At 67.3% G+C, this 13,965-nt stretch carries 12 protein-coding genes and 1 pseudogene; 9 read left to right on the forward strand and 4 right to left on the reverse strand.

Annotation, left to right across the window (positions count from 1 at the left end):
• The 9 genes and pseudogenes from KGM94_RS16905 to KGM94_RS16945 all read left to right on the forward strand — a co-directional run.
• Nucleotides 1-111 (forward strand): annotated as a pseudogene (locus tag KGM94_RS16905) (GFA family protein); the annotation flags it as partial.
• Between the two features lie 35 nt (nt 112-146).
• Complete coding sequence (gene scpA / locus KGM94_RS16910) at nt 147-2,303, forward strand: methylmalonyl-CoA mutase (RefSeq protein ID WP_300261532.1); 2,157 nt, start codon at nt 147-149, stop codon at nt 2,301-2,303.
• Nucleotides 2,304-2,411: 108 nt separating this feature from the next.
• Nucleotides 2,412-3,221 carry an RsiV family protein gene (locus KGM94_RS16915; protein WP_300261536.1) on the forward strand — a complete coding sequence of 270 codons (810 nt, stop codon included), beginning with the start codon at nt 2,412-2,414 and terminating at the stop codon, nt 3,219-3,221.
• 142 nt (nt 3,222-3,363) lie between these two features.
• Nucleotides 3,364-4,356 (forward strand): tripartite tricarboxylate transporter substrate binding protein, encoded by a 993-nt coding sequence (locus KGM94_RS16920; RefSeq protein ID WP_300261539.1) that lies wholly within the window; start codon nt 3,364-3,366, stop codon nt 4,354-4,356.
• A 42-nt stretch (nt 4,357-4,398) separates the two neighbouring features.
• Nucleotides 4,399-4,890, forward strand: a complete 492-nt coding sequence (locus tag KGM94_RS16925) for a tripartite tricarboxylate transporter TctB family protein (RefSeq protein WP_300261542.1) — start codon at nt 4,399-4,401, stop codon at nt 4,888-4,890.
• Nucleotides 4,891-4,894: 4 nt separating this feature from the next.
• Nucleotides 4,895-6,409, forward strand: coding sequence for a tripartite tricarboxylate transporter permease (locus KGM94_RS16930; RefSeq protein ID WP_300261545.1), 1,515 nt, complete (start codon nt 4,895-4,897; stop codon nt 6,407-6,409).
• 52 nt (nt 6,410-6,461) lie between these two features.
• Nucleotides 6,462-7,451, forward strand: coding sequence for a methylmalonyl Co-A mutase-associated GTPase MeaB (gene meaB / locus KGM94_RS16935; protein ID WP_300261548.1), 990 nt, complete (start codon nt 6,462-6,464; stop codon nt 7,449-7,451).
• A complete protein-coding gene (locus KGM94_RS16940) occupies nt 7,448-8,095 on the forward strand; it encodes a pyroglutamyl-peptidase I (RefSeq protein ID WP_300261551.1) in 648 nt (215 codons plus the stop codon). The genes meaB and KGM94_RS16940 overlap by 4 nt, the downstream gene beginning before the upstream one ends.
• 111 nt (nt 8,096-8,206) lie before the next feature.
• Complete coding sequence (locus KGM94_RS16945) at nt 8,207-9,589, forward strand: TIGR03808 family TAT-translocated repetitive protein (protein ID WP_300261554.1); 1,383 nt, start codon at nt 8,207-8,209, stop codon at nt 9,587-9,589.
• A gap of 116 nt (nt 9,590-9,705) precedes the next feature.
• Here the strand turns inward: KGM94_RS16945 and KGM94_RS16950 are convergent, their stop codons facing one another.
• The 4 genes from KGM94_RS16950 to KGM94_RS16965 form a co-directional block, all read right to left on the reverse strand.
• Complete coding sequence (locus KGM94_RS16950; protein WP_366526251.1) at nt 9,706-10,197, reverse strand: TIGR03809 family protein; 492 nt, start codon at nt 10,195-10,197, stop codon at nt 9,706-9,708.
• Nucleotides 10,198-10,681: 484 nt separating this feature from the next.
• Entirely contained in the window at nt 10,682-12,391 is a 1,710-nt protein-coding gene (locus KGM94_RS16955; RefSeq protein ID WP_300261558.1) for a S8 family serine peptidase, read from the reverse strand.
• A gap of 16 nt (nt 12,392-12,407) precedes the next feature.
• Complete coding sequence (locus tag KGM94_RS16960) at nt 12,408-13,118, reverse strand: hypothetical protein (protein ID WP_300261561.1); 711 nt, start codon at nt 13,116-13,118, stop codon at nt 12,408-12,410.
• On the reverse strand, nt 13,115-13,684 hold the full coding sequence (locus KGM94_RS16965; protein WP_300261565.1) for a sigma-70 family RNA polymerase sigma factor: 570 nt from the start codon (nt 13,682-13,684) through the stop codon (nt 13,115-13,117). Before KGM94_RS16965 ends, KGM94_RS16960 begins: the two co-directional genes overlap by 4 nt.
• Between the last annotated feature and the right edge of the window lie 281 nt (nt 13,685-13,965).

Raw genomic sequence — 13,965 nt, forward strand, 5'->3', positions numbered from 1 at the left:
CTCGGCTGGGTGGTCGGCATCGCCAATCTGCCGAGCCAGACCAAGCTGCAGAATTACGGACCGGAGAAGATGGCAACCATCGTCAGCCACCAGCATCCGGACCACGATTGAGGCCTTAAGCGCCGACCTGTGATAGAGTTGGAACCATGAGCCGCATCCCTGATTTCGCCAACCTCGCCTTCGAGCGAACCGCAACCGCCACCCCCGCAGGCCGCGCCGAGCCGTGGCTGACGCCCGAGGGCATTCCGGTCAAGTCCGCCTATGGCGAGACCGATCTCGCCGGCGTCGATTTCCTCGACACCTGGCCGGGAATTGCGCCCTACCTGCGCGGCCCCTACCCAACCATGTACGTCAACCAGCCCTGGACGGTGCGGCAATATGCCGGCTTCTCGACGGCGGAGGATTCCAACGCGTTCTACCGCCGCAACCTCGCCGCGGGCCAGAAGGGCCTCTCGGTCGCCTTCGATCTCGCCACCCATCGCGGCTATGATTCCGATCATCCGCGCGTGGCCGGCGACGTCGGCATGGCCGGCGTCGCGATCGATTCCATCTACGACATGCGCACGCTGTTCGCCGGCATCCCGCTCGACCAGATGAGCGTGTCGATGACCATGAACGGCGCGGTGCTGCCGATCCTCGCGCTGTTCGTGGTGGCCGCGGAGGAACAGGGCGTACCGCCGGAAAAGCTCTCGGGCACCATTCAGAACGACATTCTGAAAGAGTTCATGGTGCGCAACACCTATATCTATCCGCCGAGCCCGTCGATGCGGATCATCTCGGACATCTTCGCCTTCACCTCGCAGCGGATGCCGAAGTTCAACTCGATCTCGATCTCCGGCTATCACATGCAGGAGGCCGGCGCGACGCAGGATCTCGAGCTCGCCTATACGCTCGCCGACGGCGTCGAATACTTACGCGCCGGCCTGGCCGCCGGCCTCGACGTCGACCGCTTCGCGCCGCGCCTGTCGTTCTTCTGGGCGATCGGCATGAACTTCTTCATGGAAGTCGCCAAGATGCGCGCCGCGCGGCTGTTGTGGGCGAAGCTGCTCAAGCCCTTCAATCCGAAGGACCCGCGCTCGCTGTCGCTGCGCACGCACTGCCAGACCTCCGGCTGGTCGCTGACCGCGCAGGACGTCTTCAACAACGTCATGCGCACGACCGTGGAGGCGATGGCCGCGACGCAGGGCCACACCCAGTCGCTGCACACCAACGCGCTGGACGAAGCGCTGGCACTGCCGACGGATTTCTCCGCCCGCATCGCCCGCAACACCCAGCTCTTCCTGCAGCAGGAGAGCGGCACCACGGGGATCATCGACCCCTGGGGCGGCTCCTATTATGTCGAGCGGCTGACGCGCGATCTCGCCGCAAAGGCCTGGGGCCACATCCAGGAGGTCGAGGAGCTCGGCGGCATGGCGAAAGCCATCGAGGCCGGCGTGCCGAAACTGCGCATCGAGGAGGCCTCGGCCAAGACACAGGCCCGGATCGACGCCGGCAAGCAGGCGGTGATCGGCGTCAACAAGTACAAGCCGACCGACGAGATGCCGATCGAGATCCTGAAGGTCGACAACACCAACGTCCGCCGGCTGCAGATCGACAAGCTGACGCGGCTGAAGACCGAGCGCAACCGGAAGGACGTCGAGGCCGCGCTCGCCGCGCTCACCCGCTCGGCCGGCGAAGGCAACGGCAATCTGCTGGCGCTCGCGATCGACGCGGCGCGGGCGAAGGCCACCGTCGGCGAAATTTCCGACGCGATGGAAAAGGTGTTCGGCCGCCACCGCGCCGAGATCAAGTCCATCACCGGCGTCTACAAGCGGGAGGCATCCGCCATGGGTAACCGGGTCGAGAAGGTGCAGGCGCTGATCGACGCCTTCGAGGAGGCGGAAGGCCGCCGACCGCGCATCCTGGTCGCCAAGATCGGCCAGGACGGCCACGACCGCGGCCAGAAGGTGATCGCCTCGGCGTTCGCCGACATCGGCTTCGACGTCGACATCGGGCCGCTGTTCGCCACCGCCGACGAGGCCGCGCGGCAGGCGGTCGAGAACGACGTCCACATCCTCGGCGTCTCCTCGCTCGCCGCCGCTCATCTCACCGCGGTGCCGGAATTGAAGGCGGCGCTGAAGAAGCAGGGCCGGGACGACATCATGATCATCGTCGGCGGCGTGGTGCCGCCGCAGGACTACGACGCGCTCCATGCGGCCGGCGCGGAAGCCATCTTCCCGCCCGGCACCGTGATCGCTGACGCCGCCGAGGAACTGATCCGCAAGCTCAACACGCGGCTCGGGCATAGCGAGGCGGCGGCGTAGCCTTCGCGGAAACGTCGTGCGATCTCTGATTGAACGCGTTGCGATCCGTCGCGTCCAATGGCCATGCGCACATTCTTCACCGGCAAACGGACGGGACGGACGAATCCAATGAACAGGCCGGACGGCATGAACCGGGCGCGTGGATCGGCACTCATAGGGCTTGCCGTAATCCTCGCGTCACTCGCACTGGTTTCGCCCGCCCTCGCCGCCGACCCCAAACCCGACGCCATCGTCAAGAACCGCAACATCGAGGCTCGCGTCCTGCTCGATGACAAGATCAAGGCCGATCCCGCACTATCAGCCGACAGCCTCGCCGAGGGCCAAAGGTGGATCGAGAAGAGCGCGGCCGACGCCGCCACCACGCGCAAGCAGGATCCGCAGTTCTTCCAGAACGGTGGCTGGGAGTTCGAGCGCAAATATGCGGTCCGCTCGGTGGTCGCCGACCGCTATGTCAGCGTGGTTCGCACCGACTACATGGACACCCATGGCGCGCATCCCAATTCGGACGTCAACACCATCCTGTGGGACAAGGCCGCGGCGAAACGCATCTCGATCCGCCCGTTCTTCACCGGGACCGCCGACAACGGCGCGACCATGAAGGCGATGCTGAAGGGCGTGATCGCCTCGCTCAAGGTCGAGAAGAAGAAGCGCGACGCCGATACGACCGCCAACGACTGGTTCAAGGACCTGCAGCCGAGCCTGTTGAAGATCGGCGCGGTGACGCTTGCGCCGTCGACTGAGGTCGGGAAAAGCTCGGGCCTGACCTTCCACTATCCGCCCTACGCGGTCGGCCCCTATGCCGAGGGCGGGTATGTCGCCTTCGTGCCGTGGCAGGCGCTGAAGCCGTACCTCTCGCCGGAGGGCGCGCGGATCTTTGGCGGCGCACGGCCAAAGGACGACGAGGATGACGCGCCGTAAGGCGCCGTCGCCCGAGCGGCACGTGCTTTCCCACAGCCCCGGTCAGATTGGTAGCGCTACCTTGCGGCCGCGGCGCAAAGCTGCCTAGAATGGCGGATCGACAAGAGCGCCCGGTTCTACGGGCGCCGCTGGGAGGCATCTCATGTCCAGGATCACGCGCCGCACGTTTGCGGCTTCGACCGTCGCCGCCGCGGCCGGTGCGGCCTTGGGATTCAAGCCGGCGCTCGCCCAGGCCTATCCCGCCCGTCCCGTGACCGTGATCGTGCCCTGGGGCGCGGGAGGCGGCACGGACGCCACCGCGCGCATCGTCGCGGCGCTGCTGGAAAAGGACCTCGGCCAGCCCTTCAACGTGATCAATCGCACCGGCGGCTCCGGCGTGGTCGGCCATTCCGCGATCGCAACCGCCAACCCCGATGGCTACACGATCGGCATGCTCACGGTCGAAATCTCCATGATGCACTGGCAGGGCCTGACCGAACTGACGCCGAGGAGCTACACGCCGCTGGCGCTGATGAACGAAGACCCGCCGGGCATTCAGGTCGCCTCCACCTCGCCCCACAAGACCGTCAAGGAACTGGCCGAAGCGATCAAGGCGGCGCCTCCGGGCAAGTTCAAGGCCTCGGGGACCGGCCAAGGCGGCATCTGGCATCTCGCACTGGTCGGCTGGATGCAGGCGATGGGCCTGCCCGCCAACCAGGTCGCCTGGGTGCCGTCGAACGGCGCCGCGCCGGCGATGCAGGACCTCGCGGCCGGCGGCCTCGACCTCACCACCTGCTCGGTGCCGGAAGCGCGCGCCATCATCGAGGCCGGCAAGGCCAAGAGCCTCGCCATCATGGCGCCTGCCCGCAACCCGATCTTCGCCGACGTGCCGACGCTGAAGGAGGCCATGGGCATCGACTATTCGACCGGCGCCTGGCGCGGCATAGGCGCGCCGAAAGGCCTGCCGCCGGAGATCGCCGCCAAGCTCACCGCATCCCTGAAGAAGGTCTACGACTCCGCTGAGTTCAAGGACTTCATGAGCAACCGCGGCTTCGGAACGGTGTGGGGCGATGCCGGCCAGTTCGCCGCCTTCATGGACAAGGGCGACGCCCAGATGGGCGAAGCGATGAAAGCCGCAGGGCTGACCAAGACCTAATTTCAGGGCCCGCTTGGTTTCGGCTTCCTTGAAGGACTGAACATGCGTCTTCCCGACTCCGTCACGGGATCGTTCCTCGTCGTGCTCGGCGCGGCCGCCGCCTATGGCGGCTGGCTGCTGCCGCCGGTGCCGGGCCAGCCGGTCGGCCCCAACGTGTTTCCGCTCGTGATCGGCTCCGGCCTCGCGCTCTGCGGGCTCGCGATCGTGTTCGGCATCGGCCATTCCTTCGAGGAAGAGGAGGAGCTGGTCCCGGTCGAGGAAGGCCAGGCCAAGGCGGCGCCGCCGCCGGGCCGATTCTACGGCCTGCGCGCCCTGCTGCCGCCGGCGCTCCTGCTGTTCTACGTGATCGCGGCCGAACGGCTCGGCTTCATCATCACCGCGGCGCTGATCGTCTACGCAACCTCGACCGCGCTCGGCGCCAGGTGGAAGCTCGCGCTGCCGCTCGCGGCCCTTGCGCCGATCGGCATCCATCTCATCTTCGGCAAATTGCTGCGCGTGCCGCTGCCGGCAGGTCTCCTGCCGATGCCCTGGTGACGCCATGCTCAATACCCTGATCGAGGCCTTCAGGCTGATTTCGACCTGGGAGGTCATCGTCGCGATGCTGGCGGCCTCCGTGTACGGGCTGGTCATCGGCTCGCTGCCCGGCCTCTCCGCCACCATGGCGACCGCGCTGCTCGTCCCCGTCACCTTCTATCTGTCGCCGATCGCGGCGATCGCGACCATCGTCGCGGCATCCTCGATGGCGATTTTTTCCGGCGACATTCCCGGCGCGCTCCTGCGCATTCCCGGCACGCCTGCGTCCGCAGCCTATGCCGATGAAGCCTACGCCATGACGCTGAAGGGCGAGGCCGAGCTCGCGCTCGGCGCCGGCGTGTGGTTCTCCGCGGTCGGCGGCATCGCCGGCACGGTCTCGCTGATGGCGCTGGCGCCGCCGCTCGCCGAGATCGCGCTGTCGTTCTCGACCTTCGAATATTTCTGGCTGGCCTTCCTGGGCCTGATGTGCGCCACGCTGGTGGCGCGCTCCTCGCCGGTGAAGGCGATCGCAGGCATGTTCATCGGGCTCCTGGTCTCCTGCATCGGCATCGAGAATCCCGGCGGCGTGCCGCGCTTCACGTTTGGATTGACCGACCTGTTCGGCGGCATCGAGCCGATTCCGGCGCTGGTCGGCGTGTTCGCCGTCGCGCAGGTGATGCGCGCGATGCTGACGCCGGAGCCGCCACCGATCCCGCGGCGCAAGTTCGGGAGCATCATGGCCGGACAGTGGGCGCTGACGAAGAAGTACCACTGGCAGATGACGCGCGGAAACATCATCGGCATCATCATCGGCGTCCTGCCAGGCGCCGGCGCCGACATGGCGGCCTGGGTCAGCTACGCAATGTCCAAGCGTTTCTCCAAGGAGCCGAAGAAGTTCGGCACCGGCCACGTCGAGGGCCTGGTCGAGGCCGGCGCCAGCAACAATGCGAGCATCGCGTCGGGCTGGGTGCCGTCGCTCCTGTTCGGCATTCCCGGCGACACCATCGCGGCGATTGCGATCGGCGTGCTCTACATGAAGGGCCTCAACCCCGGACCGACGCTGTTCACCGAGAAGGCGTCGAGCATGTACGCGATCTACCTGATGTTCATCATCGCGAACATCCTGATGATCCCGCTCGGCATCGCCATGATCCGGCTCGCGGCCTATGTGCTGCGCGCCCCGCGCTCGACCGTGATGCCGGTGATCATGCTGTGCTGCGCGGTTGGCTCGTTCGCGATCGGCAACAACATGTTCGGCGTCGTCACCGTCGCGACCTTCGGCATCATCGGCTACGTCATGGAGGCCAACGGCTATCCGGTCGCCGCGATGGTGCTCGGCATCGTCATGGGCACGATGGTGGAGCAGGCCTTCGTCACCTCACTGATCAAGTCCGACGGCAGCATATTGCCGTTCTTCGAGCGGCCGGTCGCCGCCATCCTCGCCGCCATGGCGATCGGCGCGCTGCTCTGGCCGGTGCTGGTCTGGATCTGGCGCAAGATGAAGCCGGTTGCGGTGGCGCGGGCGGCATCATCCAGTTGATCTCAGAGGGGCGGCCTCTCGCCTGCCCCGCCCGGCCGTTGTAAAGCAGGGCATGATTCAGAAGAAGGCTGTCCTGGACATCAAATCCCTCGCCCGCGACCTTCGCGCCGGCCATCGCGCCGCGCTGGCGCGCGCCATCACGCTCGTCGAGAGCCGGCGCGGCGACCATCAGGCGGCTGCCCGCGAGCTCGTGCAAATGTTGTTGCCGGATACCGGAAAGGCAATCCGCGTCGGCGTCACCGGCTCGCCGGGTGTCGGCAAGTCCACGACCATCGATGCACTGGGGACGTATCTCATCGAAGAGGGCCACAAGGTGGCGGTACTGGCGGTCGATCCGTCCTCGGCGCGCAGCGGCGGCTCGATCCTCGGCGACAAGACGCGGATGGCGCGGCTCGCCGCCGCCGACCGGGCCTATATCCGCCCCTCCCCGTCCTCCGGCACGCTCGGCGGCGTCGCGGCCAAGACCCGCGAGGCGATGCTGCTGTGTGAGGCAGCCGGCTTCGACGTCGTGCTGGTCGAGACCGTCGGGATCGGCCAGTCCGAGACCGCGGTCTGCGACATGACCGATTTCTTCCTCGCACTGATGCTGCCGGGCGGCGGCGACGAGCTGCAGGGCATCAAGAAGGGCCTGGTCGAACTCGCCGACATGATCGCGATCAACAAGGCGGACGGCGACAATCTGAAGCGCGCCAAGATCACCGCCGCCGACTATCGCGGCGCGCTGCATATCCTCAGCCCCCGTTCCGAGCACTGGCATCCGCCGGTCGAGACCTATTCGGCGCTGACCGGCAACGGCATCGCAAAAATCTGGCAGAAGATCCTGGACCACCGCAAGGCGATGACGGCCAGCGGCGAGTTCGCCACGCGGCGGCGCGAGCAGCAGGTGAAATGGATGTGGTCGATGCTGGAGAACCGCATGCTGTCGCGGCTGCGCACCGAGGCTTCCGTGCGCGCCAGGGTGAAGAAGATCGAGGCCGAGGTCGCCGACGGCCACCTGACGCCGTCGCTCGCCGCCGAGGAGATCATGGAGCTGCTGCAGTGAGCGGCACGCTCCGCATCCTGCTCACCGGCTTCGGCCCGTTCCCCGGCGCGCCCTACAATCCGACGCAGCCGCTGGTGGCCCGGCTCGCACAGTTGCGTCGCCCGGCCTTCGACGATGTCGCGATCGCCAGCCACATCTTTCCCGTGACCTACGCCGCAGTCGACCGGCAGTTGCCGGAACTGCTGGCACGCATCGGGCCGGATGCGCTGCTGATGTTCGGTCTCGCCGCGCGAACACACTACCTGCGGGTCGAAACCCGCGCGCGCAACGCAGTGACGATGCTCTGGCCCGACGCAGCCAACACCCGGGCCCGCAAGGGAGCGATCGCGCGCGAGGCGGACGCGATGACGTTCGGCCCGCACACCGCACGATTGCTGCGCGCGGCGCGCGCGACCGGCATCGACGCGCGGTCCTCGCGCGACGCCGGGGCCTATCTCTGCAACTATCTGAGCTGGCGCGCGATCGAGCGGGTGAAAGCCGGCGGCGGGCCGCGGCTCGCGGCATTCATCCACATCCCGCTGCTCGCACGCGGCACCGGCGCGCGCCGCACGGGAACGGCGTCCCGCATCACGCTGGAGGAGCTCGTCGATGCCGGCGAAGCGATGCTGATGGAGACGGTAAGGTTGGTGCGTCGGCTGGGGTAAACATTTAACCCTACCTGCAACATTTCCTCTCCCCCTCCTCGGCCCGCGGCCGCCGCGCCGCATTTCTGCGCTACCTGACCGTTTTGGACCTCGTCCGCCGGAGGACGCGCCATGCCTCGCCATCCCGATCTCAATCGCCGCCATCTCATCGGAGCCTCCGCGGCGGGCGTTGCCGGCGCGCTCGCCATGCCCGTCGATGCCGCACGCGCGGCGCCGCTGACATCCGTGCTCGGTCGCGACGCCACTCAATATGGCGTGCGGCCCGGCAGCACCGAGGAGCAGACCAGGGTCCTGCAGCGCGCGATCGATGAGGCCGCGCGCGCGCAGGTCCCGCTGGCTCTGCCGCCCGGCGTCTACCGGACCGGATTGCTGCGGCTGCCCGCCGGCGCGCAACTCGTCGGCGTACGCGGCGCGACCAGGCTCGCCTTCACTGGCGGCGCCTCGCTGATCCAGAGCGAGGGCGGCGACAGCATCGGGCTGACCGGGATCACCTTCGACGGCGGCGCCATTGCCCTGCCGGCGCGGCGCGGCCTGATCCATTGCCTCGGCGGCCGCGACGTCCGCATCATCGATTGCACTGTCACGGCAAGCGGCGGCAGCGGCGTCTGGCTCGAGCAGGTCGCGGGCGACGTCTCCGGCAACATCTTCACCGACATCGCGGGCACCGCATTGGTCTCGTTCGATGCCATGGGCCTGATCGTGTCGCGAAACACGATTTTGGGCACCAACGACAACGGCATCGAGATCCTGCGCACGGCAATCGGCGACGACGGCACGCTGGTTGCCGACAACCGCATCGAGGACATCAAGGCCGGACCCGGCGGCTCCGGCCAGTACGGCAACGCCATCAACGCCTTCCGTGCCGGCAACGTCATCGTGCGCGGCAACCGCATCAGGAATTGCGACTATTCGGCGGTGCGCGGCAACTCGGCCTCCAACATCCAGATCACGGGCAACAGCGTCAGCGACGTGCGCGAGGTCGCGCTCTATTCGGAGTTCTCCTTCGAGGCCGCGATCATCGCGGGCAACACCGTCGACGGCGCGGCAATCGGCGTCTCCGTCTGCAATTTCAACGAGGGCGGACGCATCGCGGTCGTCCAGGGCAACATCATCCGCAACCTGATCCCGAAGCGCCCGATCGGCACCGCGCCGGACGATGACGCCGGCGTCGGCATCTATGTCGAGGCCGACTCTTCCGTCACCGGCAACGTGATCGAGAACGCGCCCTCCTACGGCATCGTCGCGGGCTGGGGCAAGTATTTGCGCGACGTCGTGATCTCCGGCAACGTAATCCGCAAGGCGCTCGCCGGCGTCGGCGTCTCCGTGGTGTCGGGCGCCGGTACCGCGCTCGTCAACAACAACATGATCTCGGAAACCCCGCGCGGCGCCGTCGTCGGCCTCGATCACGCGCGCGCAGTGACGACGGACCTCACAGCCGACGGCGCGCAGCGCTTCGCCCAGCTCACGGTGGGCGGGAACGCGGTGCGGCGGTAGCTCGCCGTCATTGCGAGGAGCGGAGCGACGAAGCAATCCAGACTACATCCACGGGGACAGTCTGGATTGCTTCGCTTCGCTCGCAATGACAACGTCTGAGGCGGAGCTTTCCCCGACTAAAACGCATTCCTCAGCAGCGGATATCGCGCTTCGATGCCGTCGAGGCTGAGGGTGAATTCGATCACGCGCTCGGGCGCTGCGGCCGGCTCGGCGAGAGGCGCGATGGAGGTCTCGGCCAGGCCGTCGGGGATCGCGTCGAGTTCGACCGGGACCGCGGTTTCGGCGTCGATCTGCACGGCCTTCGGCTGCACGGTCTGGACGTGCTCCTGGCCTGCGCCATCGCGCAAGGCGGCTGCCGGAGTCCAGCCCAGTGCAACCGCGCCGAGCGCGCTCGTCACCGGCGCCTCTTCGCCGGCCGCGAGTGCGCGCCAGGTCTGCACGGCGCGCTTGGCTTCCTGGATGTTTTCGAGGAACGCGAGTTCGGAGTGGTAGCGGCGCCAGCGTCCGGTCTCGAACATCTCGGTGAGATGATCGAGACGCCGTTCGGCGAGCGCGCACCAGCGCGCCGCATTGTCGCGGCCGCGAGCCACGTCTTGGCGATGTGTCATGAACCAGCCCGTCAGGAGAAGACCACGGACGCGGAACGCAACGCACACGAATCAATTTCGACGTGACGGGATTATTTTGTGGAAAAGTTTTGACTTGTCCAGCGAGGACGCAAATTTCCGTCCCCGGGGCGCCGTAGTCGCGTGGAATTCGTGGTGCTTTCGCAGTCAAGCCATCCAGCGCATGGCCGCGTTGCAGCGCGGCGAACGCAACCCCGGAAGACAATGGTGAACGCACGTCCGACCGGGGCTGACCTCGGCGGCCGTCTGCAGCCACGGCCAAGCCCGAAAAGAAAAGACCCGTCCGGGGGGACAACCGGACGGGTCAAGCCATATGGGCGCTTGGGGTGGATGGGCGCTCGCGCCTGATATGACTGATGGGGAGGGATAACCGCTCCCACATATTTTGGTCGCCGGAGCCGGCCGAACGTTCAAAGCGGTCGCGCCGATTTTTGACCTTCGTCCCACGCATGCACGCTTCGCGAAACTAGCGCGCAGCCGGCCTATCAGCCTGAGAAACCGTGGATTTGTCGGCCGCGCTCGACAGCGACGGCTGTTGCAGGGCGCGCGTTCCCTGCTCGTCACGATGCTCCGGCGCACCTTCACGTTTTGTTGTACCGGAGGCGGCAAGCGGCGTCGTGCCGTCCAGCGGAACGGCCATCACTGCGGCATAGGCATCGACCTCGCCGTTGCCGAACAGATCGTCACGCCCCGGTGAACCGAGGTCGCGCGCCGTCCCGGCCAGCGTCTGACGCAGCGCCTCCGGCTTCAAGGCGAAATTGCGCTCCAGCAGCAGCGCCGCGACGCCGCTGACATAGGCCGCCGCGAACGAGGTGCCCGAGGTCATCTGATACTTGCCGTCCGGCGCCGGCAGGAAGATGTCGACGCCGGGTGCGGCGAGCGCGACGTAGTTACCGCGGTTGGAGGCCGCAAACAGCTTGTCCTGCGCGTCGGTGGCGCTGACCGCGATCACGTTGGGATTGGCGGCCGGATAGAGCGGCGGCGAGTTCGCCCCGGCGTTGCCGGCGGCGGCGATCAGCACCAGCCCGCGCGCCGCGGTCGCGGCGATCGCGCGTTCGATCACGGCGTCCTTCGGACCGGCGAAGCTCATGTTGACGATCTGCGCGCCGTGCTCGGCGGCATAGTTCAGCGCCTTGAGGATCACATAGGAAGAGCTCTCGGCGCCTGCCGCGCTGCCGCCGAAGGCGCGGATCGCGATGATGCGCGCCTCGGGCGCGCTGCCCATCAGGCGCGAATGCGCCGCGATGGCGCCGGCGACGCCCGTGCCGTGGATATGCGCGCCCTCCTTGCCGCCGAGCGCATCGAAATTGTCGGCGATCGAATTGGCGAGTTCGGGATGACGGGCGTCGATGCCGGAATCGATCACGGCCACCGTCACGTTGGCGCCGTGCACCACGGTGTGCGCCTCGGGCAGGCGCAGCTTGGCCAGCGCATATTGCGCCGGATCGCCCTCGCTCGCCGCCGCCTTCTGGTCCTGCAGCAGATAGCGGTAGTTCGGCTGCACCCACTTGACGCCATCGGCCGAAGCGAATTGACGGCGCGTCGTCTCGTAGTTGCGGCCGTCGACGATCCGGAACAGCCCGACGGTCGCGCCGATCAGCGGAAAGGTCTCCGAAGCGACGCGCGCGAGGCCATGGCTGCGCAGGAGCTCGTTGGCCTGGCTCTCGGACAGGCCGCTGTCGAGCTCGGCGACGAACTCGTTCGGGATGGTGCGCAGATTGACCGCGGCCTGCGCCGTGTTGCGCCGCGCATTGCCGGCGCCCTTCTTGCCCGACTTGCCGGCCCCGCTGCCGCCGTCGGCGGTCGCGAGCGGCTGGTCGATGCATTCGCCGTCGGCGTCGCGGTAGGCCGCGGTGCAGGCGGGATACAGGTTGGGCGAATAGCGCGCATAGGGCAGCACCGGACGCGCGGTATTGACCGTCGACAGTCGCGGCCGCAACGCCGCGCCGCCGACCTCGATGCCGTTGACGGTCCTGCCGGCGATGTTCGGGCTGACGCGCGGCGCGATGTTGGTGTTGATGGTCGGCGTGCGCGAGGGGATGTTGATCGTCGGCGTGCGCATGATGGCCTGCGCGTTGGCCGGTTCGTCGCCGCAGGAGGACGCAAGCAGCAGCGCGACGGCCACCGACGCTGCGGCGCCTGCCGCCTTCCACCCGCTCTCGGATCGGCGCTGCATGACCCCGCGAGGCGCTCTACGGCGCCGCCACGGCGAGGTTGACGATCTTCTCGCCCTGCATGCGGGCGAGCAGCTTCGCGAACTCGTCGGCGGTCATCGGCTTGGCGAATTGCAGGCGGAACATGCCGCCCTTGGCGCCGTCCACGATCGTGGCCTGATAGCCGACGAGCAGCGCGGTGATGTCCGATATCCGCGCCTCCGGCGCGAAGCGCACCAGGGCGTGCGGCGCGGACACGTTCGCCTTTTGCGGTCCGAGCGCGCGGGTCAGCGCCGGTTCGCTGGTGCTGAGCGAGGCGGTCTGGAAGGTGGAGGTCTGGTTCTTCATCAGCACCGCGCCGATGATTCCGGCCTGCAGCACCAGCACCAGCGCGCCGAGGCTCGCCGACCAGGCGAGCGTGCGCGGCGACAGGCCTGCGAAGAAGCTCGTCACTCGCGTGGAGAATCCGGGACCCGCGCCGCCCTTTCTCGCCGGCTCGGCGTCGATCGCCGCAAACAGCTTCTGCATGGCGCGCGCCGACGGCGCACCCAGGCTTTCGTTCAGGTGGATGGTCGCGGCGTATTCAGCCTGGATCGCGGCATATTGCCTGGCAAGCCCGGGATCGCGCGCCAGCGCCTCCTCGACGCGGCGGGCGTCGCGCGCATTCAGCGTGCCGGCCGCGTGCCATGGCAGCAGCATTTCGATTTCACTGGGCTCTTGCTCCAGCATCTTCTTGCTCAATGCCATCACGGCCAGCCTCGCTCGACGCCGGCTGCCTTCAGCAGTTCGGCCAGTTTCTTGCGCGCGTAGAACAGGCGCGTCTTGACGGTGTTCTCCGGTATTCCGACGATCCCGGCGACCTCCTCCACGGACTTCTCGTGATAGTAGACAAGATCGACGATCTCCCGATGTTCCCGCGAAAGCGCCGCCAGGCACTCCCGCAACGCCTCACTGGTATCCTTCTTCTGGACTGCCGTTTCCGGATCGTCGGACGAATCCTCGATCGCGTTGGCGGCCTCATCGTCCAGTTCGAGGTCCTTCCTGCGCCGCAGCGCAGAGAGCGCCTTGAACCGCGTGATTGCCAGCAGCCAGGTGGAAACAGCGGATCGGCCTTCGAACTTGCCGGCCTGACGCCAAACGTCGAGGAACACCTCGCTGATGAGGTCTTCCGCAACCTGTTCGTCGCGCACGAGCCTGAGCCCGAAGCGATACACCCTGACATGATGCCGCCCGTACAGCACCTGCATGGCGAGGCGGTCGCCCTGGGCGATCCGGGCGATCAGAACCTCGTCCGAAGCCGCCTGTGTCACGCCCAATGGCCGTCTCGCAAAGTTGGTCGGGTCGAAGCGACGGACGGTTCGACGGGTGATGCAAGATTCTTCAACCTACCGGAATCGTACGGGGGCATCTGTGACCTGCCCCACATACACGCCGTTTCCTGCCTCCGGCCGGAGTGCCGGACCGCCCCCATCGGATGATGTGGTAACATAATAGTTAACATTCCCATGCGGTCCGACCCTCAGGCGCGGGCCGACCTCCCCAAGCCCCAATCCATAGCACAGCCTCGCGCACCGCCGGTCGCAGGGCCAGGCAGCCA

It is taken from the genome of Bradyrhizobium sp. (assembly GCF_028868675.1).
GTDB lineage: Bacteria > Pseudomonadota > Alphaproteobacteria > Rhizobiales > Xanthobacteraceae > Bradyrhizobium.

Bases quoted from the DNA above. Each gene is read 5' to 3' on its own strand.
- scpA (WP_300261532.1), top strand. From the start codon at position 147: ATGAGCCGCATCCCTGATTTCGCCAACCTCGCCTTCGAGCGAACCGCA.
- KGM94_RS16915 (WP_300261536.1), top strand. From the start codon at position 2,412: ATGAACAGGCCGGACGGCATGAACCGGGCGCGTGGATCGGCACTCATA.
- KGM94_RS16920 (WP_300261539.1), top strand. From the start codon at position 3,364: ATGTCCAGGATCACGCGCCGCACGTTTGCGGCTTCGACCGTCGCCGCC.
- KGM94_RS16925 (WP_300261542.1), top strand. From the start codon at position 4,399: ATGCGTCTTCCCGACTCCGTCACGGGATCGTTCCTCGTCGTGCTCGGC.
- KGM94_RS16930 (WP_300261545.1), top strand. From the start codon at position 4,895: ATGCTCAATACCCTGATCGAGGCCTTCAGGCTGATTTCGACCTGGGAG.
- meaB (WP_300261548.1), top strand. From the start codon at position 6,462: ATGATTCAGAAGAAGGCTGTCCTGGACATCAAATCCCTCGCCCGCGAC.
- KGM94_RS16945 (WP_300261554.1), top strand. From the start codon at position 8,207: ATGCCTCGCCATCCCGATCTCAATCGCCGCCATCTCATCGGAGCCTCC.
- KGM94_RS16950 (WP_366526251.1), bottom strand. From the start codon at position 10,197: ATGACACATCGCCAAGACGTGGCTCGCGGCCGCGACAATGCGGCGCGC.
- KGM94_RS16955 (WP_300261558.1), bottom strand. From the start codon at position 12,391: ATGCAGCGCCGATCCGAGAGCGGGTGGAAGGCGGCAGGCGCCGCAGCG.